Origin of the sequence: Microbulbifer sp. MKSA007, assembly GCA_032615215.1 — a bacterium.
In the GTDB taxonomy this organism is placed as follows: domain Bacteria; phylum Pseudomonadota; class Gammaproteobacteria; order Pseudomonadales; family Cellvibrionaceae; genus Microbulbifer.
This window is the reverse complement of sequence record CP128433.1, coordinates 3,170,235-3,191,437: the sequence shown is the minus strand read 5'-3', so window position 1 is coordinate 3,191,437 and position 21,203 is coordinate 3,170,235. Positions and strand designations below refer to the sequence as shown.

At 49.7% G+C, this 21,203-nt stretch carries 13 protein-coding genes and 2 pseudogenes; 9 read left to right on the top strand and 6 right to left on the bottom strand.

The window, feature by feature from the left end:
* Positions 1–419 precede the first annotated feature (419 nt).
* Positions 420–854 (top strand): annotated as a pseudogene (gene tnpA, locus QT397_17025) (IS200/IS605 family transposase).
* Positions 855–1,065: 211 nt separating this feature from the next.
* Here tnpA and QT397_17020 read toward each other — a convergent pair.
* Together QT397_17020 and QT397_17015 are read right to left on the bottom strand one after the other, a co-directional pair.
* Complete coding sequence (locus QT397_17020) at positions 1,066–3,150, bottom strand: FG-GAP repeat protein (protein WNZ54585.1); 2,085 nt, start codon at positions 3,148–3,150, stop codon at positions 1,066–1,068.
* 1,181 nt (positions 3,151–4,331) lie between these two features.
* Positions 4,332–5,348, bottom strand: coding sequence for an IS630 family transposase (locus QT397_17015; GenBank protein ID WNZ54584.1), 1,017 nt, complete (start codon positions 5,346–5,348; stop codon positions 4,332–4,334).
* 309 nt (positions 5,349–5,657) lie between these two features.
* On the opposite strand from QT397_17015, the pseudogene msrA reads away from it, so the two are divergent.
* The 4 genes and pseudogenes from msrA to QT397_16995 all read left to right on the top strand — a co-directional run bounded on the left by msrA (position 5,658) and on the right by QT397_16995 (position 8,720).
* A pseudogene (msrA, locus tag QT397_17010) lies at positions 5,658–5,990 on the top strand (peptide-methionine (S)-S-oxide reductase MsrA).
* Between the two features lie 95 nt (positions 5,991–6,085).
* Positions 6,086–6,187: a hypothetical protein gene (locus QT397_17005; protein WNZ58553.1), complete on the top strand. Its 102-nt coding sequence runs from the start codon at positions 6,086–6,088 to the stop codon at positions 6,185–6,187.
* Positions 6,188–6,574: 387 nt separating this feature from the next.
* Complete coding sequence (locus QT397_17000; GenBank protein ID WNZ54583.1) at positions 6,575–7,192, top strand: YopT-type cysteine protease domain-containing protein; 618 nt, start codon at positions 6,575–6,577, stop codon at positions 7,190–7,192.
* A gap of 808 nt (positions 7,193–8,000) precedes the next feature.
* On the top strand, positions 8,001–8,720 hold the full coding sequence (locus QT397_16995) for a YopT-type cysteine protease domain-containing protein (protein ID WNZ54582.1): 720 nt from the start codon (positions 8,001–8,003) through the stop codon (positions 8,718–8,720).
* A gap of 321 nt (positions 8,721–9,041) precedes the next feature.
* On the opposite strand, the gene QT397_16990 is transcribed toward QT397_16995, so the two are convergent.
* Genes QT397_16990 through QT397_16980 form a run of 3 tightly spaced genes read right to left on the bottom strand, consistent with a single transcriptional unit; the run spans position 9,042 to position 12,262 of the window.
* A complete protein-coding gene (locus QT397_16990; protein ID WNZ54581.1) occupies positions 9,042–9,872 on the bottom strand; it encodes a sulfurtransferase in 831 nt (276 codons plus the stop codon).
* 59 nt (positions 9,873–9,931) lie between these two features.
* Complete coding sequence (locus QT397_16985) at positions 9,932–11,584, bottom strand: alpha/beta hydrolase (GenBank protein WNZ54580.1); 1,653 nt, start codon at positions 11,582–11,584, stop codon at positions 9,932–9,934.
* Between the two features lie 60 nt (positions 11,585–11,644).
* Complete coding sequence (locus QT397_16980) at positions 11,645–12,262, bottom strand: trimeric intracellular cation channel family protein (GenBank protein ID WNZ54579.1); 618 nt, start codon at positions 12,260–12,262, stop codon at positions 11,645–11,647.
* A gap of 215 nt (positions 12,263–12,477) precedes the next feature.
* Between QT397_16980 and QT397_16975 the strand changes: the two genes are divergently transcribed.
* On the top strand, positions 12,478–13,377 hold the full coding sequence (locus QT397_16975) for an EamA family transporter (GenBank protein WNZ54578.1): 900 nt from the start codon (positions 12,478–12,480) through the stop codon (positions 13,375–13,377).
* A gap of 413 nt (positions 13,378–13,790) precedes the next feature.
* Here QT397_16975 and QT397_16970 read toward each other — a convergent pair whose 3' ends face one another.
* On the bottom strand, positions 13,791–14,975 hold the full coding sequence (locus QT397_16970; protein WNZ54577.1) for an acyl-CoA dehydrogenase: 1,185 nt from the start codon (positions 14,973–14,975) through the stop codon (positions 13,791–13,793).
* A gap of 320 nt (positions 14,976–15,295) precedes the next feature.
* Between QT397_16970 and QT397_16965 the strand changes: the two genes are divergently transcribed.
* From QT397_16965 to QT397_16955, 3 genes are read left to right on the top strand one after another with little or no spacing between them, the layout of a single operon-like run.
* On the top strand, positions 15,296–16,732 hold the full coding sequence (locus QT397_16965) for an efflux transporter outer membrane subunit (protein ID WNZ54576.1): 1,437 nt from the start codon (positions 15,296–15,298) through the stop codon (positions 16,730–16,732).
* Positions 16,732–17,970 (top strand): efflux RND transporter periplasmic adaptor subunit, encoded by a 1,239-nt coding sequence (locus QT397_16960; GenBank protein ID WNZ54575.1) that lies wholly within the window; start codon positions 16,732–16,734, stop codon positions 17,968–17,970. Before QT397_16965 ends, QT397_16960 begins: the two co-directional genes overlap by 1 nt.
* Entirely contained in the window at positions 17,963–21,121 is a 3,159-nt protein-coding gene (locus QT397_16955) for an efflux RND transporter permease subunit (GenBank protein ID WNZ54574.1), read from the top strand. The genes QT397_16960 and QT397_16955 overlap by 8 nt, the downstream gene beginning before the upstream one ends.
* Positions 21,122–21,203: the final 82 nt, after the last annotated feature.

Genomic DNA, 21,203 nt, shown 5'->3' with positions numbered 1-21,203 from the left:
GTTGTAAAATATTTCGGTTTTCAGACCATTATCAAAAATAGCGTCTCCTATGAAGAATTTTATGAATTTACAAATTATCATTGTTCATTGTGTGAAAGTGTTTTGCCAAAGATTAACTCTAACGAAATTAAGGAAAATCAGCTATATAAATATATTGCACCTTAGTGTTATTTTTTCTAATTAATTTTTGTGCTGTTTCGGTTAATTATGTATTGGCTGAAGATCTACGGAGTGAACCATTTAAATTTTATGCTGAAGAGCAACCATTAACTGATGTACTAGCAGTAATTGCAACGCATTCTAATTAACAAATAGGTAAACCACCGCCTCAGGCGGTGAGACTAGACAAGGCTCCGCCGTTCCGGCGTGCAGAGTAAAATATGGCCTCCATGAACCGGCAAGTTCTTTAAGGAGGCCATATGCTAGATTGGCAGTGCCATGCTCACGTGAAACATTATTGCAGGTACCATGTGGCATTTGTGCCCAAGTATAGAAAGAATGCGTTATTTGGAGCATTGAGACATGAGATTGGAGCAATATTCCGAGACTTATGTCGTCAAAAAGGTATTGAGTTGGTCGAGGGGTACGCAATGAGGAATCACATTCATATGTTGTTAATGATTCCTCCAAGGTTAAGTGTTTCCAATACGGTTGGTTTTCTGAAAGGGAAATCTGCGATCCAGATATTTCGGAAGTACAGGCATGTGCAGAGAAATTTCACAGGAAGACACTTTTGGGCTCAGGGTTACTGAGTGAGCACAGTAGGTCTTGATGAGCAGATGATTCGAGAGTACATCAAGCATCAAGAGGTTGAAGAACGCCGGCAAGTGCAGATGCAACTGGCGGGGTTGTAAATAGCCCCCTCTGGGGGCTTTCACCATACCACCCGCTATGCGGGTGGTTGCTGATTTGAGGGCCGATCTTAAAAGCAAAGTTCTTACTAAATTCTTAGAATGCGATTTTCTTTGAAAGATACCAGCCCTATAACCGAACTGCCTACGCAAGCGCCACTACCCCCCAATCCAAGAAATAAGATGGGGGATTTTACTGGGCGTCAGGCTTCTATCAGTATATATAAACCGCACCGGATCCCTCAGCTTGGTTATTATCCGGATCACCATTAATACCAGTAGAGCTACTGCTTTCATTGGGAGCCCCAATAGCCAGGGTATCGCCATCTGCACTGAGGTTGACGGAAAAGCCAAAAGCATCATTTGCATCAGTATTGCCTGCTTTCAAATATGTTTTCTGCAACCAGGTCCCATCAACTAGAGCAAACATATAAGCTGCGCCAGCATTTTCGGCATTGTTATTGTTTTGGTCTCCCCCTACACCCTTAGCGATACTGCCCTCTCTGGGTGCTCCAACTACCAGAGTTCGACCGTCGGCAGTCAGGCTAACTGATTCACCAAAATTGTCAGAGGCATCTGAGTTGCTGGCCTTGAGATAGGCCTGCTGCGCCCACTGGCCATCTGCACGGGCAAAGACATAGGCAGCACCAGAGTCTTTGGCTGCATTATTGCTTAGATCGCCATCAGTGCCTATGGCATTGCTGTCTTCATTATTAGCACCAACGGCCAAGATGTTACCATTAGCACTTAGGTCAACTGACAAGCCAAACTCATCGTCATAATCAGAGTTGCTCGCTTTGATATACGCCTGTTGCGCCCAATTACCATCCGTACGGGAGAATACGTAGCAAGCGCCCGAGTAAAGGGCATCATCATTGCTTTGCTCGCCATTAATACCCACCGCTTTGCTATCCTCTCCGGTCGCGCCAACAGCCATAGTTGTACCATCCCCACTCAAGCTGACGGAAATTCCGAATTCATCCAGAAGACCGGTATTGCTAGCCTTAATATAAGCCTCCTGCACCCAGGTGTCATCTATATGGGAGAAAACATATACCGCTCCTGAATTCACAGTATTGCCGATTTCCTGACTCTCATTGTTATCCTCTATTTGCCAAGTTCCACTCTCGTCAGGGATGCCAAGTATAACAGTTGGATCTGTTTGATCGCCATTGATGCCAGTAGTGCTGCTATCTTCAAAAGGCGCACCTACAGCTAGAAGACGGCCGTCATCACTGAGGCTTAAAGAGCGTCCAAATAAGTCATAGGGGGATGTATTGCTAGCTTTGATATAAGCATTTTGTGTCCAGGCACCATCTAGACGTGTAAAAACATAGACCGCGCCGGATTGAGGGGCGTCAGTATTGGTTTGATCGCCATTGATACCCGTTGTGCCACTGTTCTCATAGAATGCACCAACGGCTAAAGTGTTGCCATCCCCGCTCAGATCTAAAACACCGAAAAGACCCCCTCCATTATTATTACTGGCTTTGATATAGGCCTCCTGTACCCAGGCGTTATCTACCTGTGTAAACACATAGACCGCACCTGCTGGGCTAGTTCCATCTGGGTTGACTCCATCATCGTTCTCCTGGTCGCCATTGATACCGGTCGCATCGCTTTCCTCTAAGGTAGCGCCTACTGCAAGGGTGTGGCCATCTGCGCTGAGGGCGATTGACACTCCGAAAACGTCCCTAATACCTGTATTACTTGCCTTGAAGTAGCCAATGCTCTCCACCAAGGTGTCGTTTACGCTAAGGGAGGTAGAATCAGTGCAAAGATCTTGCTCTCCCACCTTGTTACAAGCTTGCAGTATATATAGCGCATTTGTTCGGGCGTGCAGTGGGACTTGTACCTCAAGGGTCCCATTACCCTTGGGAATATCCTCGACTAAACGTGTGAAACCGGAAATTCCATCAGGATTTTCCAGCAGGTGGTAATGAGTAGCCCCTTCCGCATCGCTCCAATTAAAACGGAAAACCTTGATTGCCTCGAAGCTCAGGGTAAAACCCTGAACTGCTTCGGGGGCAGCAGGTGGGTCCTCAGCAGGTGGGTCTTCCGCAGGTGGGTCCTCAGCAGGTGGGTCCTCAGCAGGTGGGTCCTCAGCAGGTGGGTCCTCAGCAGGTGGGTCCTCAGCAGGTGGGTCCTCAGCAGCTGGGTCTTCCGCAGGCGACCCCGCTATAGTGGTATCTTCACCGCCAGTAGCGCCATTATTACCCCCTCCGCCACTACAGCCTGCAAGGGTGAATAGAAGCATAGCTATAGCCATGGATTTAAAAAACGGGATAGTCACTTTCATTAACTCTTATAGGTTTCACAAGGTTCAAGTATTATTAGATTTCACCCATATCTCATCTTTAGTTTTTGGTCATTATTTTGTTGATTTCTAAAGATTTCGGGAATAGATGGCCCTAATGAGTCATCGGGAATATCTATTGCCGCGTAAAGGTAAAAAAGGCCCAGGAATGAGCTACAAGTGAGGAGTGAAACACTCAGGCATCGAAAGTCTACAGAAGCTTCAGAGAGGTGGATATAGTATGCTGGGGGCAGGATAAATAATCAGCAGGTTAATACAATAAAGCACAATACATCGTCAGAACAAAATCAAGCTATTAATTCAGGGGTGGCGAGATTATCTTATTCGCATAGAATAGTACAAATTTACTCCAAATGTTCCAAGCACCTAGTTGACTAAAAACTCAGACGAAGCTTCCCGGTCGACGCAATTTTGTCTCCAGTGGGAACTTTGAAAAAACGTACTTATCACAAGCGGTGGACTAATTACTCCCAGTGAGCGAAGCAAGAATGTAACCACTGTTAGTTTAAGCCTGAATTACTAGAAAACAGGGAAAAAGTAAGTAATTCTAGCTCGTACATGTGGCGTCCTCTATGCAATCGAAGTCATGCGTCGCTTTGCTGGGGTGGCACTGACAAAGCCTATCCCGGATAAAAAAATCATCTTTAAGTTTTGCTATTTGCTTGAGACACAATAATTTGCTCGTCAACTCTTCACGGCTATTCACAAGCAGATCATAGAAAATGGCGTATTACTGAAAAAAGGATGCATCGTAGATGCAACAACTATCAGTGAACTATCAGTGCGCGCAGTTCTACCAAAAATAAGAAAAGCTCATAATCCAGAGATCTACAAGATCAAGAAGGGTGGGCAATGGTATTTGATATGAAACTTATTATTGGTGTTGATGATGAGACCGGAATCGTACACGCCGTTGGCACTACATCGGCGTGGAAATGTGGGAAGATCGAAATATGGTCTGTAACATAACGTTGAAGCCGAGCAAGCTAAAAATCTCTTCCGGAGAAAATTTGATTTCGTATAATGGAAAGAAGTACAGGTTGGGACCAAGCTGGAGCAACCCTTTCGCTATATTAAGACCAGTTTAGCTACAATAAGGCACGATATCATAGGTTAGTAGAAGCACTGAATGCTTGTGCTGACAGGCAGGATTTTCGAGCTTATTACCTAGGCAGCAGCAAAGAATACAGACGACTCTTGAAAAAATGATTTACAAGTTTTCTATTTTTCTTGATGCTCTGCAAATCTGCATTTGCACGACTCAGTAGTGTCTCACCTTTTTTCAGCGGCTTCTTTGAGGTCCCTATATTTCTCATATGATTCCAGACCAACTCATCTGGATTTAAGTCTGGTGCATATGGCGGTAAGAACACCACTTCAAGCTTGCCATCCTGTGAATCGATATACTCCAATACCTTTTTCGATTTGTGTACTGGGTGCCCATCAACAATGAGAATCACTGGTCTTTTCGGACTTCTCTGGAAATTTTTGAAGCATTCTACGCACTTTTCTGCCGTGAACTTTTCACTATAAATATGACACCAGAAGCCAACTCTGTTCGATAAAGCTGAGATCGCATTGATTGACTGTCTTTGACCACTCGTTTTTACCACTGGAGTTTTTCTTTTTTCTCCCCATGTCCTTTGGAGTGGATCGTCTGATCTGATATTAGCCTCGTCCAGCCAAAATATTTCTGCCCCAGTTTTTTTCGCATAAGATTTAATCTTTGGGTAGACTTCCTTTACCCATTTATTCACCGTCTTCTCATCTCTATCGTAAGCTCTTCGTAGAGGCTTTTGTGGCGTCAGGCCCAGTGTGCCGACACCAGAAATGCTAAGTTCAACCTTGAATCTCTCAAAAATCAAATCCGATACGATCTGACGTGTCCACAATCCGAAGTCAAAGCCATATTGCCTTGGATCGCTACCAATAATCCATCGCTTGACTTCCTTTTCTTCAATAGCTGATAGCTTTCTACCGCGTCCAGGTCTAATTTTTGGAGATAGCGCTTTAATACCTTTCTCCCTAGCAGTCCTTAACCATGGGAAAATAGTTCTGCTCCCCAGCCCTAAGCTACGACTAACCTCCGCCGCAGATTCTCCATCAAATACTCGCTGAACAGCAATTTTACGTATGAGGTGCTGCTTCTCAGTACTAAGTTTTCTGGCATCGTATTTCATGCAGTTTATATTGCCAGAGTGTACTGATTATTTCTGCCTGGCTAGTAAGTGCTCCCCCAAAAGAGTGAGCAGCTTGTTGCCTTCGGGTAAGCCTAAAATTGGCCTGTATTTGTGCTTGAAGTGCCTGTCGTATTTTTGGTGAAATGTAATCACAATCCGTAGAGATATTGTGAGATTATTTAAAGGCTCCCTCGGTTATCTGGGGCTCTTGGAGGCCGGTCCCCTCAACTTAACTTTAATTACTTTATGTCTAAAAGCGCCTAAAATCTAAAAATATTTATCCAATACCCAGTGGGACCCACTTTGTAAATGGCAACACCATTAAAGAGCCACTCCCCGAGCACCTGGAGGTCGCCATTTTTGGTATGGGGTGCTTCTGGCGCAGAGCATGGGTTCTGGGATACGGATGTTGTCTTTGCCACTGCCGTAGGCTACACCGATGGCGCCACTGAAAACCCGAACTACGATGAGGTCTGCACCGGTCGTACCGGGCATGCGGAGGTGGTAAAAGTAATCTTTGATCCGAAAAAGGTGGGCTATGCAGAGCTCCTGCGTATCTTCTGGGATCACCACGACCCAACCCAGGGGATGCGACAGGGTAACGATATCGGCTCCCAGTACCGTTCCTGTGTTTTCTGGCTGAATGAAGGCCAGAAACAGGAGGCGGAAGCAAGTAGGGCGGCTGTGCAGGAGGCGCTGGATGCTAAAGATCGCGGTCAATCACCACTGAGATCAGCATGGCCCAACCGTTCTACTATGCCGATGAATACCACCAGTGGTATATGGCTAAGAAAGAAGACGCTGTTTGCCCAATTCTTCGCAACCCAATGCACGACTAAACGTTGTTAGATTGCAGAAGCAGGCGGCGCGGTGAGTGCTGCCTGTTGTTGTGACGCTTAGCACAGTTAATTCCCCTCCACTTTTTTGTCTTTTTCCTGTCTTCTCTGAATTTGCTTCCCTGTATTTGGTTGTCGTTAAAATATGACCAAAATCTAAAAACTTGCGCCCAAATCATAAAGTCGGCGGTGGGGTTGGCGCGTAAAGTTCCAACTCCTGCGTCGGAGAAAAGAACCCTTGAGCCTCACTTTCACCTTGAGCAGAAATGGTTACGGTTAATAAGGGGGCCGTTACAGATTTCACTCTATCCGCGTAGTTATTCAGAGGCTCCTTAAGTACAGAGTCACAATAATTTTTTCGTAGGACCTTTTATGTACAGCGTTTACTCTATGGCGCGCCAGTTGGGTGGAGTATGTACTTGGGATTTTTCCCAAGCATTTCCTGTGTTGAATATCCGACAGATTTCTGGCAGTGGAATCTGTTTGTCGCTGGTTTCACACTGGATTAAGTATCATGCTTATGACGACTCTTTAGTAAATCACTTGGGTGGCGTTTGGGATCAGCGAAGATTTATCCCTTTCAATATGGGGAAATACCAACGAATAGCGGCACAACAGCAAGCCTGGCAGCAAAGTGCCAACTGGGAAGCTTCTCATAGGGCATGGTTACTTTTAAATCGGTTGAGAGTGCTTTCTTCAGCTACCGGAAGATCAAACAGGGATTCCTTGCGACAGCGGCTTAAACAGATTAATGGAGCCTATGCGTTAATTGAAATGCGCTCTAGTCGAGACGAGAATCCGGGCGCTCATGCAGTAGCTGCTTGGGTTGGTGCCCAGTCATTTGGCGGGCAAAAGCAGGATGCTTGTTTCTTTGATCCGAACTTTGGGGAGTTTTGGTTTGAGGATAAAGAGGATTTTTACTTCTTCTTTCACTTGGTCAGTAATATGCATTATCGGGCGGAACATAAATTCGATTCATGGCAGATCGATAGGATATGGAAAAGCTAGCTCTATTCATAAATTGGTTCTGCTTAGTGTTGCAGGAAGTATTTCATCTCGTATAGAGTTTTGGGGTTTGCTTAAGATGGTTGGAGTTCTGGCCATCTTACTTTCCCCATACAAAACAACCCAATCTGCATGTATTTTCCTTTCCCTAAAGAAAGTCCAAAACCTAAAAAAATTTGCCCAATATCTAAAGCGCTACTTGATAGAGCCGACACAATATAGATCTAAAGAGAGAGCTATTCTTTTGGCTTTTAGGGATGAATTACCCTTTAAGTTGAAGGTTGAGAGGGTGGAAAATTGTCCGGTAAGGGGTAAGTGTGGTTTAAAGCCATGGAGGCGCAATTCTTTCCATATAACCAAATTCATTATTTCAGGTTTGGCATATTTAACTTTTACTGTTTTAACAGTGCGCTGGATATAGTGGGCGTTAAGTCTGGGAAAGGGAGTGTTAGAGAAGTAAATTTTGCTGATATTGGAATTACTTAGATCCTGTGCGGGTATTGGGCTGTGAGTAGTTGCTTGTCATAATTGGTTATAAAGAGATATTAAAAGTACAAAATTGGTGATGTTGATCAATTTGGCAATGTTCATTTGAGTCAATGGGTAAAGGATTGATTGACCTATTTTATTGTTGTTGGGTTGGCGTAAATATAAGAGTGTGTCAATCTGCGCACCCCATTTTCTAAGAGAGTTATCAGTCCTTGTAGGTAAAAGCCTCTGGCTAGGTGCGGATCAGTATTTATTGTAGGTTTTTGTTCGAATTAAAATAGATGATTTTTGGATTTTAATTGTCTGTTGGGAGGTTGCTTGTATGCGTGTTAGTACAATTGCCGAGCGTCATCGAGGGCAAAAAATTTGGGGTTTTTCCCAGAGTTCGCTAAGAGTTTGGGTGCACTATGCAGGATTTAGCACGTTTGGCATTTGTGGAGCCTTAACTGCACATTGGATACATTGTAGGGCTTCTGAAGGGGTATCTCTATCAAGCAAATTGGGCTTGTATGAAAAGTGGAAAGTTGGAGCAGGTCCATTTACATTCACTCGACTTCGCTCTCTAAATATTCGTGAATTAAGAAGTGTTGCCAAGTCTCAGTGGGGGTGGGCACATGATAAAGATAATTCTTATATGAATAATGTAGGGGCGTGGCTGAGAGAGCGTGGAGTATATCCAGTACCTGGGCTTGGAGAAGATTCGAGTATTCAAATAGTTAATCCTGGAGCTCAGCCTTTATCAATGACCGATTTTTTAATAGCATCATTAGATCAATTAAACGATCATTACGTAATAATTACTGTGTCAGGTAAAGTCTTTGGGCACTTTTCGGCGGCCCATGCTGTTTCTCTCTATATTGGACCCGCTGGGATGGCTCAACAGTGCACTTTTTTTGACCCTAACCATGGAGAGTACTGTTTTAATAACAAGCAGGATTTTTTTAATTTCTTCCGTGAATATTATCGGCGGAAGATTCTGTCGAATGGATTTGGTTCCCTAGGTCTTTCAGATCGTTGGCGTACCCATGTTTACACCTTATAAAGTGCAGAGCGGCGGGGTGTTATGAGGAGGCTTCCTCTAACATGTTATGCGGTAAAGAGGTGCTGGTGGATATCGGTTTAACTAATTTTATAATCTTTATGTGTAAAAATCGTTGCGAATTCTCTGGTGCCCGACTGAATAAGCATCAAATAGCCCAATTACCGCCCATGCAGGAGTGTTCTGATTTGGAGATGGGGGATTCGCTGGGCATATAAGCAATAGTAAAAATTGTAACTGGCTTATTAGCTTTATTTTATATCTACAGTTCGCATGAGCCTTCTCGCACTGCTGTATTTAAGTTCCATGACTCCTATTTTATCTTCACTGATGCGAACACCAATCACTCCAACTCCCTGGATAGAGTAGTGAGTCGTGGCGACCAGCTAAATATTGTGCATAGAAATTAACGCAGGCAGTAACTCCGGAGCCGCAGTAATTGAGAAGTGGTTTGCCGTCCGCCAAGTTGCCGAATTGCTCTTTGAGTTCGGGAATAGATTTCACTTTGCCATTGTTTTTGTCAGTAATGTTTTGCCAGGGCTGGTTGATGGCGGTGGGTATATGTCCGGCAATCGGGTCGATAGGCTCTTCAATTCCTTCAAAGCGCTGACTGTCCCGGGCGTCTACTAACTGCCAGGGTGCTTTACCCAGGTTTTGTTTGATGGTCTCGTAATGAACCAAGAGATTTTCTTTTGGTTGTGCACTGAAGTTTCCTTGCCTGGATCGAGTGGGCTCGCTTGTGTCCAATGTTTCCCCTGCATCGAGCCAGGCTTTTAGACCGCCATTCAGAATGCCAATTTTCTTGTGGCCAAAGAAGAAAAACAGGAACCAGGCACGGGCGGCAAAACCCAGGCGGGTGTCGTCGTAGACGATTACCTGTGTGTCACTATCGACTCCCAGATTGCGAGCGTAGTCCTGGAACTGTGCAGCGCTCGGCATTGGGTGGCGGCCGCCGTAGCGTTGCACAGGGGCAGAGAGGTCACGGTGCAGGCAGGCGTAATGGGCATCGGGAATATGGCCAGCCCGATAGTCCCGCTCACCACTATCGTGATCCGCCAGGCTATAGCGGCAGTCCAATATTACGGGTTCGCCGGTCTTTTTGAGCTCTACCAAATCCGCAACTTCAATCAGGGCAGGGTTGTTGTTGCTCTCCATCGGCCTTTCCTCAATCCTTGATACCGCTTTTGTCGTGTAACTTCAGCTGTTGTTTTTGGTTATTGGCCGCTTTCCGGGGCAGGGACCTCAGCTGCTTGGGGTTCAACGGCCTGTTGTTCGGCTTCTTGCTGGGACTCAGATTCTTCTTCGGTGGAAATCTGGTCTGCCAGCTCCGCTTTGCGGCAAGTCATGGTGGTTTCGGTTTGATCTTCGGCAGGGTTGTCGAGAAAGCGCGCTACTGCCCGCTCCGCGCAGTTGCTTGCGGAAATAATATCGTGAGCCAGGTTGGGAAATAGCAGCCATTGGTGATTCGGTAGCTCTTTGCGTGCGATATCGACATCATCTGCAGCTAGTACCGGATCCAGGCCGCCGTGTAACACTATCACTGGAACTGGGGTGGAGATGGCTTCTGACTCAGTGAGTGGAGCAGAGGGGATTGCCCAGATGCGACACTGTAGCTGCAACAAATTCAAATCTGATCGTACGGCCCCGCCGAGAATGCCGGTGTCTGCAGCGTTGGCCCTGGCCTGATCAAAATCGACAAAGGGAGCCTCTTCATAGCAGAAGTGGCTAACGCCGGCTGCATCCCCAAAGTAGGGGTCCAGTACGATCTCCATAAAGTGTGCGATGGCATCCTGGGCCGGCTGTAGCCCTTCATCGCCCTCATTTTCCAGGCCCTCGATCATCTTGGGCAGTTCACTGTAGAAGTTTTCGTTATACAGGGCCTGGAATAGAACTCTCAGCAAGCGCTGTCCAGTAAGCACAAAGGGATAGCTTTGTTTTGAGTAGCGGTGCTTGATCGGAATGGTGCGCGGCTCTTCGTCTAAGGTCTGGATCAGGTTTTCCAGCCTGCGGCGTAAATTGGGATAGCGACTGTTACATTTCTCGTCTTCGATACAATGCTTCAGGCCGCGCTCGTAGGCTGCCAGGGAGTCCTGTGGGAGCTGCTGCGTGTAGACAATATTGGGGAAGACCGCACTGTTAAGCACCAGGGTGCGCACTGATTCCGGGAAGTCGCGGGCCACAGTCAGGGCGTAGCGGGAGGAGTAGGACACCCCGTAGAGATCGAATTTATTGAGCTTGAGGGTTTTTCTCAGCTCTTCTACATCCCTGGCGATCACAGAACTGTTGTACTGGGCCAAGTCGGCACCTTTGCTCAGGCGACTGTAACAGCGCTCCATACTGAAAGAGAAAACACGGGCCTCTTCTTCCGGAGACAGATTGCGCCGGAAGGCGGTATCGGCATCTTCGATAAACTCGCTGCAAGTGAGGCGTGGCTGGGCCATACCGGTGCCCCTGGGATCTATAACAAACAGATCCCGGCCGTCTTCTACTGTCATGGCGGCATAGTTAAGCCACAACCAATCGCTGGCGTTCTCGGGCTCTAACCCCATGCTGGCTCCGGGGCCTCCGGCGCCTAGATGGAGTAGGGGGATTTTCTTGGGATCGGGGTTTGTGGCGCGGAAGCGTACGACCGGAAAGCGGATTTTGCGCTTTTCTGGGTGGGCATAATTTTCCGGCACCTCCATCATGAAACACTGGGTGAAAGGCCAGGTTTCATCGGTTTTGAACCAGCAGGGCTTTGCTACCAGGCGAGCGTATTGTTTTTGCGGGGATTGACCGGTTTGGGCAGAGTCTGTCGAGCGCTCACAGGCTCCAATCACCATGGAAAAGAGAATGATGAGGAGTATGCGCAATCGGGCTTTTTGCACTTAGATTATTCCTGTGACTGCTATTAAGTAGTGGTTTATGGTTCCAGGCCTGTGAGCGGGTCAGTGCTTGCCGAAGCGTGCCACTGGCGCGGAGATATTCCAGCGCAATGCCGCGAGGCGAATCGCTAAGGTCACAAATACAGCAATAGCCACCACCAGCTCATGGGGTAGCCACCCTACATTGTCCAATGCAACGAGTATGGCTGTCCCAGTAAGGGCAGCGGTGGCATAGATCTCTCGCCGGAGTAAAAGTGGAATGTCACCGGACAGCACATCCCGAATCACCCCGCCAAAAGTACCGGTCATTACGCCGAGCACGATTGCGATGGTCGCGGAATAGCCCAGTTCAAGTACTTTCTGGGTTCCGAGCACCACAAAAACGGCGAGTCCAATGGCATCTGCCACCATTAGCAGGCGCATAGGGACCTTTAGATAGCGTATCAGGTAAAAGCTTACTACACCGGTAATTGAGGCGATCCACAGGTAATAGGTGTGCTCAAGCCAGAATACAGGGACGTTGAGAATAATGTCCCGGGCGGTGCCGCCGCCAATAGAGGTGACGCAGGCGAGTACCACGGCACCAAATAAATCCATCTGTTTGTGGCCGGCGGCGAGTACGCCGCTGAAGGCAAAGACCGCGATACCGATCAATTCAAACCAGTGCAGCAGCTCATCCATATCATCGTTACATCCAGAGATTGGCGGGCAGGGGAGAATAGCACTTCTGTCTACGCAAAGGGAATTGAGCAGCGATCTACTGGTGAGAAGTGTGAGGCGCCGCAATAGATGGGTACCAGGGAGCTATTGAAACAATGACAAAGGGCCCATTAGGCGCAGAAGACTAATGGAGGCTGCTACCCTTTGGTTACGTCCATTGTTCACTGGCTGTAGAGATGCCGTATAAAAGCATACTGTTGGCTTTGCTGGCAGTCTCAATTTTTGGACTGAATTACCCGATAACCAAGGTGGCGCTGGCCGACTTCCCGCCAATGTTATTGGCTTCGGTTCGCTTCACCCTCGTCGCTGTTCCTCTGGTTTTCTTTTGTCCATTCCCCAAGACCTCGATCCTCAATGTTGTTGCGCTCGGCTTCTTCTTAGAGTTTCTCTCTCTGGGGTTGATGTACTACGCCATGAAGGCCGATATTCAAGCGGGTGTAGCGTCACTGCTTATGCAGTCGCAGGTGCCATTCACCCTATTGCTATTCGCAATGCTGTTTGGCGATAAGATAAATATGCAGCAATGCTTGGGTTTGGTAATAGCGGCTGTAGGGTTCTCTGTATTCTTCTACTATGCCGATAAAGGTGGGTCGACAACGATAGTGGGATTTATCCTTATCATGGGGGCGGGGCTGTCTTGGGCGATAGCGAATATCGTATTCCGCAGGATGCCAGGAGTTAACTTACTTCACTTAATGGTTTGGGCTTCATTGGTGCCGCCGGTACCTCTTTTGGTCTTGTCGATATTTTATGAGAGCCATACTCCCTGGGTTTTCTTTTTTCAGGCGCATACGGCCAGTTGGTTTTCAATTGTTTACCAAGTGTGCATGGTGACATTGGTTGGTTATATTTTATGGGGTGATTTAATTCGTCGCTATTCCTCTGCCTGCGTTTCACCATTTGGGTTGCTGGTTCCTATTGTGGGAATAATCGGCTCATCAATTATCCTCGGTGAATATCTTACATTTGTCGAGTGGGTAGCGACTTTTGTCGTGTTGCTGGGTATTGCTCTTTGTGTAGTGAAATTAAATGATCGAAATCCGGGACAGGAGATTGTTGATGTGGAGGGAAGTTAGGGGAGGGGTAATAACTTTATTCAGCTTGTTGGGCTCTCTGTTTGGGCTTTCCGCGGTTCCCAAAACTTCCTTTTTATACCGTTATTGAGAGTTTAATAATTGCTGAGGGCTGTATTTACTTATTTCGCGGTTCGATGATGCGTAAATGGTCACAGTCAGTTTTGGTCTTCTCTCAAATTATTATTACTTTAAATCCAAACGTTTTTTTTCGGTGCAGTGCTTTGCTTGGTGCGGGTAATAATTTAATACTGCTCCACAGTCTATGCGCCGCCTTTTTGCGTGACTATTCCGAACTTTAGTTTAATGGTTTTGTGCTACCAACCTGGGGGGCGAGGTAGAAGTAAGCAGATAAGAAATGATGGGATAAGGGCGATGCCCACGGTAACTACCGTGAGCATCGAACTAGACGTGTTTTACACGAATGCTTGCAGGCCGGTCTGGGCGCGGCCGAGGATCAAGGCGTGTACGTCGTGGGTACCTTCGTAGGTATTTACAGCTTCCAGGTTCATCACGTGGCGAATTACGTGGAATTCGTCGGAGATGCCGTTGCCGCCGTGCATATCGCGGGCAATACGGGCGATATCCAGTGCCTTGCCACAGTTGTTGCGCTTCACCAGGGAGATCATGGTGGGGTCGAACTGCTTGTTCTCATCCATGATGCGACCTACGCGCAGGGAGGCTTGCAGGCCCAGGGTAATTTCGGTCTGCATATCCGCCAGTTTCTTCTGGAACAACTGGGTTTGAGCCAGAGGGCGATTGAACTGGGTGCGGTCCAGGCCGTACTGGCGAGCGGCGTGCCAGCAGAACTCGCCGGCACCCATGGCGCCCCAGGAGATACCGTAGCGAGCGCGGTTCAGGCAGCCGAAGGGGCCGCGCAGTCCGCCAATTTCCGGGAATTTGTTTTCTTCCGGAACGAACACATTGTCCATCACGATCTCGCCGGTAATGGAGGCGCGCAGTGAGAACTTGCCTTCGATCTTCGGTGCGGAGAGGCCTTCCATACCCTTGTCCAGCACGAAGCCGCGAATAATATCGTCGTCATCTTTCGCCCAAACAACGAAAACGTCGGCGATTGGGCTGTTGGTGATCCACATCTTGGAACCGCTGATGCGGTAGCCGCCATCGACTTTCTTGGCGCGGGTTTTCATGCCGCCGGGATCGGAACCCGCATCGGGCTCGGTCAGGCCGAAACAGCCAACCCATTCGCCGGATGCCAGCTTAGGCAGGTACTTCTGCTTCTGCTCTTCGCTGCCGTAAGCGTAAATCGGGTGCATAACCAGGCTGGACTGAACGCTCATGGCGGAGCGGTAGCCGGAGTCAACGCGTTCAACTTCGCGCGCCACCAGGCCATAGGAAACGTAGTTGAGACCGGCACAGCCGTAGCCTTCGATGGTGGAACCGAGCAGGCCCAATTCACCCATCTCGTTCATGATTTCACGATCGAAGATTTCGTGGCGGTTACCCTCGAGAACTCTGGGCATCAGTTTGCTTTGGCAGTACTCACGTGCCGTGTCGCGCACCATGCGCTCTTCGTCGGTCAGCTGTTGGTCCAGCAGCAAAATATCGTCCCAATGGGCGAGTGGCTGATGTTTACTCATGGTTTGTCTCTTCTACTTCCGTTATTAATTCCACCGGAGCGTCCAAGGGGGCCGGCTGAAGAAGGCCGAGCACCTTTGTACAGAGGGGAGACTTTTTGGATAAGCTCCGCGTCAAACCCCGATGACTATTCAGTTTAGTGTGCCGCATCATACCGAAGTAGTCGGTTTTCGGCACTCCTGCGGGCAGCAATTTTTTGCCTGATTTTACGTATGCTTTGTAAACAAGAGTAAAACGCATTGCGAGCGATTTTGGGGGGCGGATAATGCACGCAATAAATCTCTACTTTTTACGATTAAACGTTTAATTTCGGTGATATTCCTTGTCCTTTTACCGTATTTTGGCAATTTGTGTTCCGCTGCTTGCCAGCTGTAGTTCGCAGCCAATTGAGACCGTTCAACCCGATGAAAACTTGGGATTACCAGAATCTTTTCGTGCATCGGGTACCGTCGCACCGAGTTTGCGCTGGTGGCGAGATTTGCAAGATCCACAGTTGGATAATTTGGTACAGCTGGCACTGAAAGATAATCCGGATATTCAAGCTACCTATTGGCGATTGGAGCAGGCAGCAGCCACCGCGCGGGGAGCGCGATCGGGCCTTTGGCCAAGATTGACTGCCAGTATTGAAAATACTGAGCAGCGCTACTCTTCCGGCGAGTTCACCGATCCCTCTGCGGAGGGCAATAGTTGGAGTACCCGTATCGCCGCCAGCTACGAAGTGGACCTTTGGGGGCGAGTTCGTGCCGGTGCCAGTGCAGCAGAGGCGGCTTACCTGGCCCAGGAACAGAATTTACAGACGGCAGCTCTGACCCTGGCGAGCGAGGTCGCAGCTACCTGGTTGGAATTGCGGGAGCAGTGGGGGCAGCGGGATTTGCTGCAACAACAGCTGGAGATCAATCGCAAAAGCCTGAAGGTTCTGGAACTGCGCTTTGGTCGCGGCGTCTCAGGTGCAGCCGATGTTTTGCAGCAACAGCAGCTGGTCCAGCAGTCACAGCAGGAACTGGATGAGGCGGAGGCGGATGCCGAAACTCTAAAAGTACAGTTAGCGGTGCTCTTGGATATCAATGTCGAGGAACTTAGCAGCATTATTCACGAACAGGCCGGGTTACCGGCATTACCAGCCCTGCCAGAGACTGGCGTGCCATCGCAATTGTTATTGCGCCGCCCGGATGTCGTTGAGGCGCAGCGAGACCTTTTACAGGGCTATCACTTAGCCGATGAGGCCTGGGCCGATCGACTGCCTGTATTTAGTTTGTCTGCGGTAGCTAGCAATGGCACCAGTTTAATTAGTGACGTGACTGAAAACTGGCTCTTGGCCATCGCAGCCTCTATTGAGGGGGTGATTTTTGATGGTGGCGCCCTGGCATCGGCCCGGGAGCAACAGGACGCCGTTCTGCAGGAGCGCTGGGCGCTCTACCGCAGTGCAGTTAATGAAGCCTTGTCTGAAGTAGAGCAGGCCTTGATTCGAGAGAGCCTGATCGAGCAGAGACTCAACCATCTACGTGAGCGTGAGCGTCTCGCAGACCTTTTGGTTCTGCGCCAAAGCCGCGCCTATGCGCGGGGAACCATCGACTTCCTCAATGTGTTGACCGCGACGAGTGAACAACAGAGTTTGGCGCGACAAATCTTGTCTGCCGAGCGCGAACTGATTGAAAACCGAGTAGTACTTTACCGCGCGCTTTCCGGCGGGATCCCCCAGGCGGATCTCCCAGCCCCCGAGCCAGTGGATTTGGAGTTGTACCTGGAGGGAAATAACTGATGTTGCAGAAACTCAATTGGCGCCTGCTGATCCCCATAATTTTGGTGGTGTTGGCATTCCTGGCCTTCAACTGGATGATGCGGGAAAAACCGTCGGTCAGTCGCGGTGAGCGCAAATCGCCACCGCCGACAGTCGATGTAGCCGTTGCTGAGCAGGGTCGTTTTCCTGTGACCCTGAGCGCGCTGGGTAAAGTGAGTGCCCGTGAGTTAGCGGAGTTGGAGCCCCAGGTACAGGGGCAGGTGCAGTGGCTCGACTATGATCTGGGTCCAGGTGCGGTAATGCCAAAAGGGCAGGTGCTGTTGCGTATTGACCAGGAGCCCTACCAGTTGGCCCTGATGACGGCCCAGAGCACCCTCGCCGAACGCCGTGCTGAATTGCAGCAGGAGCAAGGACAGCAGCAAGTTGCTCAAGAGGAATACGAGCTTCTCGGCACAGCCCTGTCTGGAACGGATAAGGCCCTGGTGTTGCGCGAGCCTCAGAGAGCAGCAGCAGAGGCGGCAGTAAAATCCGCAGAGGCAAATGTGGCCTTGGCTAAACGCGATCTTCGGCTTACCGAGGTTCGCGCCCCATTTGATGCCCTAGTAGTTGAGCGTGATACCGATGTCGGTGATCGCGTCTCTCCGGGAGATACTCTCTACAGCCTCGCTAGTGCTGACCGTTTCCAGATTGCCGTTGAGGTTCCCGCGTCGCAACTGCACCGGCTTGGACGCGGTGATGTTGAAGTTCGAATTTACGGCAGCCAGTGGCCGCAGGGCGTCTACCGCCGCGGTGAGTTTGTCCGGGTTATCCCGGTACTGGAAGAGCAGGGTCGTCTCGCCAGTGTGTTGGTAGAGCTGGAAGACCCGCTTTCCGTACAGGATCCGTCCCAGCCGCAGCTGCTTCTCAACGATCTGGCGAAAGTAGAGATCGTTTCCCAAAGTGAGGATGAGCGTGTGCGAATCCCCCTCACCGCGTTGCAAGACGGCAACAATGTGTGGGTGGTTCGTAAGAACCGCACCACGGTTCTGCCGGTAGAAGTAGCCTACATGAGCGGCGACTTTGCAGTCCTGGAGCAGGGGCTCAACGGTGGAGAAGCCTTAGTGACGACCCGGTTGGTAACCGTTACTGAGGGTATGCCGGTGCGAATTGCCGGAGACAGTAATCGCCAGCAGCGCCCGCCGATAGATGCTGCTGCCTCTGCGGAACGGCCGCCAAGACGCGGCCCCGGTGGACCCAACGCTGGGGGCGCAGATGACTAAGCAGGATAGATCCAAAGATAAGGTCGATACCCGCACGGGCGCCATCGCCTGGATGGCGCGCAACCATGTAACCGCCAATTTGTTGATGCTGGTTTTCCTGATCGGTGGTTTGATTTTTTCGACCATCGTTAAAAAGGAAGTTTTCCCGGAGTTCAGCCTGGACACTGTGAGCGTGTCCATTTCCTATCCCGGTGCCAGCCCTGAGGAGGTCGAGCGCGGTGTACTGGTGGCTGCCGAGCAAGCGGTGCAGGGCTTGGTAGGCATCAAAGAGATGACCGCGAGGGCCAATGAGGGTAGTGCCTCTTTAACCCTGGAGCTGGAAGGCGATGCTGATGCTGCCTTGGTGTACCAGAATATTCAGCAGGCTATCGATTCCGTTACCACTTTCCCCACAGATATTGAGCAACCCCAGGTCAGTCTGGCCGAGCGCAAACGGGATGTGCTGGATCTGGTATTACACGGCGATCTTACCGAGCAAAACCTGCGCGCGTTGGCGATGCAGGTTTACGATAAGCTCGAAGCGCACAGTGGTATTACCCAGTTGGAAGCGCGGGGTATGCGGGACTTGCAAGTGGCGATCGAGATTCGCCGCGACGACCTGCGTCGCTATGGGCTTACCTTGCTGCAAGTGGCAAGCATTGTAGAAAATGCAGCGGTAGATATTCCCAGCGGCAGTGTTAAGTCTGATGCGGGGGAGATATTGGTTCGGGTGACCGAGCGCCGTGATTGGGCTCGTGAGTTTGGCGATATTGTTATTGCCCAAGGCATTGGTGGCGGTGCCGTTTATTTAAAGGATGTTGCCAATATCAGCGATGCGCTTGAGGAAGAAGCGCGCAATATGGTGTTTAACGGCGAGCCAGCTATCAGCATCAAGATCTACCGGGTGGGCGACCAGACACCAATGAGTGTCAGTGAGGCTGCCCATGAAGTCGTTGATGAGGTCAGGGCAAGCCTGCCTCCGGGGGTGACCCTGACAGTTCGAGATGACGACTCGGAAATTTTCAAAGCGCGTCTGACCCTGCTGCTGAAGAACGGTTTTATCGGGCTCTTATTAGTATTTGTTGTGCTCGGAGCCTTTCTGGAATTGCGGTTGGCTTTTTGGGTAACACTGGGCATTCCTACCAGCTTCCTGGGGGCATTGCTATTCCTGCCTGGGCTGGATATTTCCATCAGCATGGTAAGTATGTTTGCCTTTATTATCGCCCTTGGAATAGTGGTGGATGATGCAATTATTGCCGGTGAGAATATCCACGAGTGGCGACAAAAAGGCTACAGCAATCTGGAGGCTGCCGTTGCCGGTGCCCGCCAGGTATCGGTACCGCTCACATTTGCGATCCTGACTAATATTGTCGCTTTCCTTCCACTGATGGCCTTACCCGGCTTTATGGGCAAGATCTTTGGTGTGATTCCCTTTGTGGTGGGCTCGGTATTTATTATTTCCTGGGTGGAAGCGCTGTTTATTTTGCCCGGTCACTTGGCCCACTCTCGTCGCGGCTATAAAAGTCGCCGGGCGCGCCGCTTTGCCGCGCGGCAGAAAATGCTGGCGCGGGGATTGGATCGTTTTGTACAGCAGCGCTTTAGGCCCTTCCTGGATATATGTATCAAGCACCGCTACACCACTATTGCCGTGGCGGTAGCGGCACTGCTGGTGGTTGGCGGCTATGCGGCTAGCGGTCGTATGGGCTTCACCTTGATGCCCAGGGTGGAGCGTGACTCCGGTCGCTTTGCTGTCACCTTTCCCACCGGAACGGCCCAATCCCAGCTGGAAAAAGCGCGCTCGCAGATTATTACTGCTGCCGATAGGGTGCTCGAGCAATACGATAAAGAAAAGGTCTTCCTGGGTATTCGCGGTTTGATGGGTGATGACGCGATTATGGTGGACGCTTTCTTTGTACCCGCAGATGAACGTCCTTTTTCCACCGGTGAGTTTATTCGCGCCTGGCGCCAGGAAGTGGGACCCATTGCCGGTGCGCTTAGCGCAACAACAGCTTCTGACCGTGGCGGTCCCGGCGCTGGCTCCTCGTTAACCGTGGAGCTTCGCCATACTGACACGGATACTCTGGAGCAAGCTGCGATACGTTTAGGGGATGAGTTGGAGAAATTCCCCAATGTCAGCGATATCGATCCCGGTATTTCCCTCGGTAAAACCCAGCTGGACCTTACCCTGACTGAAACGGCCAAAAGTTTGGGCATGTCTGCGGAGGATATTGGTCGCCAGTTGAGGGCAGCGTTGTACGGGGCTGAAGCCCTGCGCCAACAGCGTGGCCGGGACCAGGTGAAGGTCATGGTGCGTTTGCCTGAGGATGAGCGGGCGAATATCAATGATGTGAATAGCATTATGATCCGGGCCAGCAATGGACTTTGGATGCCCCTGCCAGATCTGGTAAAAATTGATAAAGGGCGCGCCTATGCGACGATTAATCGCCGGGCGGGCCGCAGGGTTACAACAATTACCGCCAATGTGGAGCCCAGTGATCAAGCGACACTCGTCATTAATGAGCTGAATGAAAGTGTGGTCCCCCAATTGAAAGCTGAATTCCCCGGCCTAAGTGTTTCCTATGAGGGACGCCAAGCGGAGGAGCGAGAGGGATTGGCGAGTTTGGCGATGACCTTTGCCCTTGCGATGGCGGTGCTGTACTTGCTATTGGCAATTCCCTTAAAGAGTTACGTACAGCCGTTGATCGTAATGGTGGCGATACCCTTTGGTGTGATTGGCGCGTTACTTGGCCACTTAGGCATGGGGTATGGACTCAGTATGGTGAGTCTGCTGGGTATGGTGGCACTGGCCGGAGTTGTGATTAACGATACTCTGGTAATGATTGAGTACAGCAATCGTCTCCGAAATGATGGCGCTGATTTGGAAAGCGCTATCAAGGGAGCGGCAGCGCGGCGTTTTCGCCCAATCGTATTGACCACCATAACAACTTTCTGCGGCTTGATGCCGATGATTTTTGAAAGTTCGGTGCAGGCGCGCTTTATGATTCCGATGGCGATCTCGCTGGGCTATGGAATACTCGCTGCTACGGCGATCTCATTGTTATTGGTACCCTGTCTCTATTTAATGATGGGTAAAGATATTCCCCAGTTATTTGCAAGGTTGAAAAATATCATCGCTCGCCTTGGTCGTAGCGGTGCAATCGCACAGAAATAAATTCAATAGTAGCCGGTATCTTCTTATCGGCTATTTTCCTCAGAAATTTAATTTTATGACTGATATTTAACTATCAGTTTCC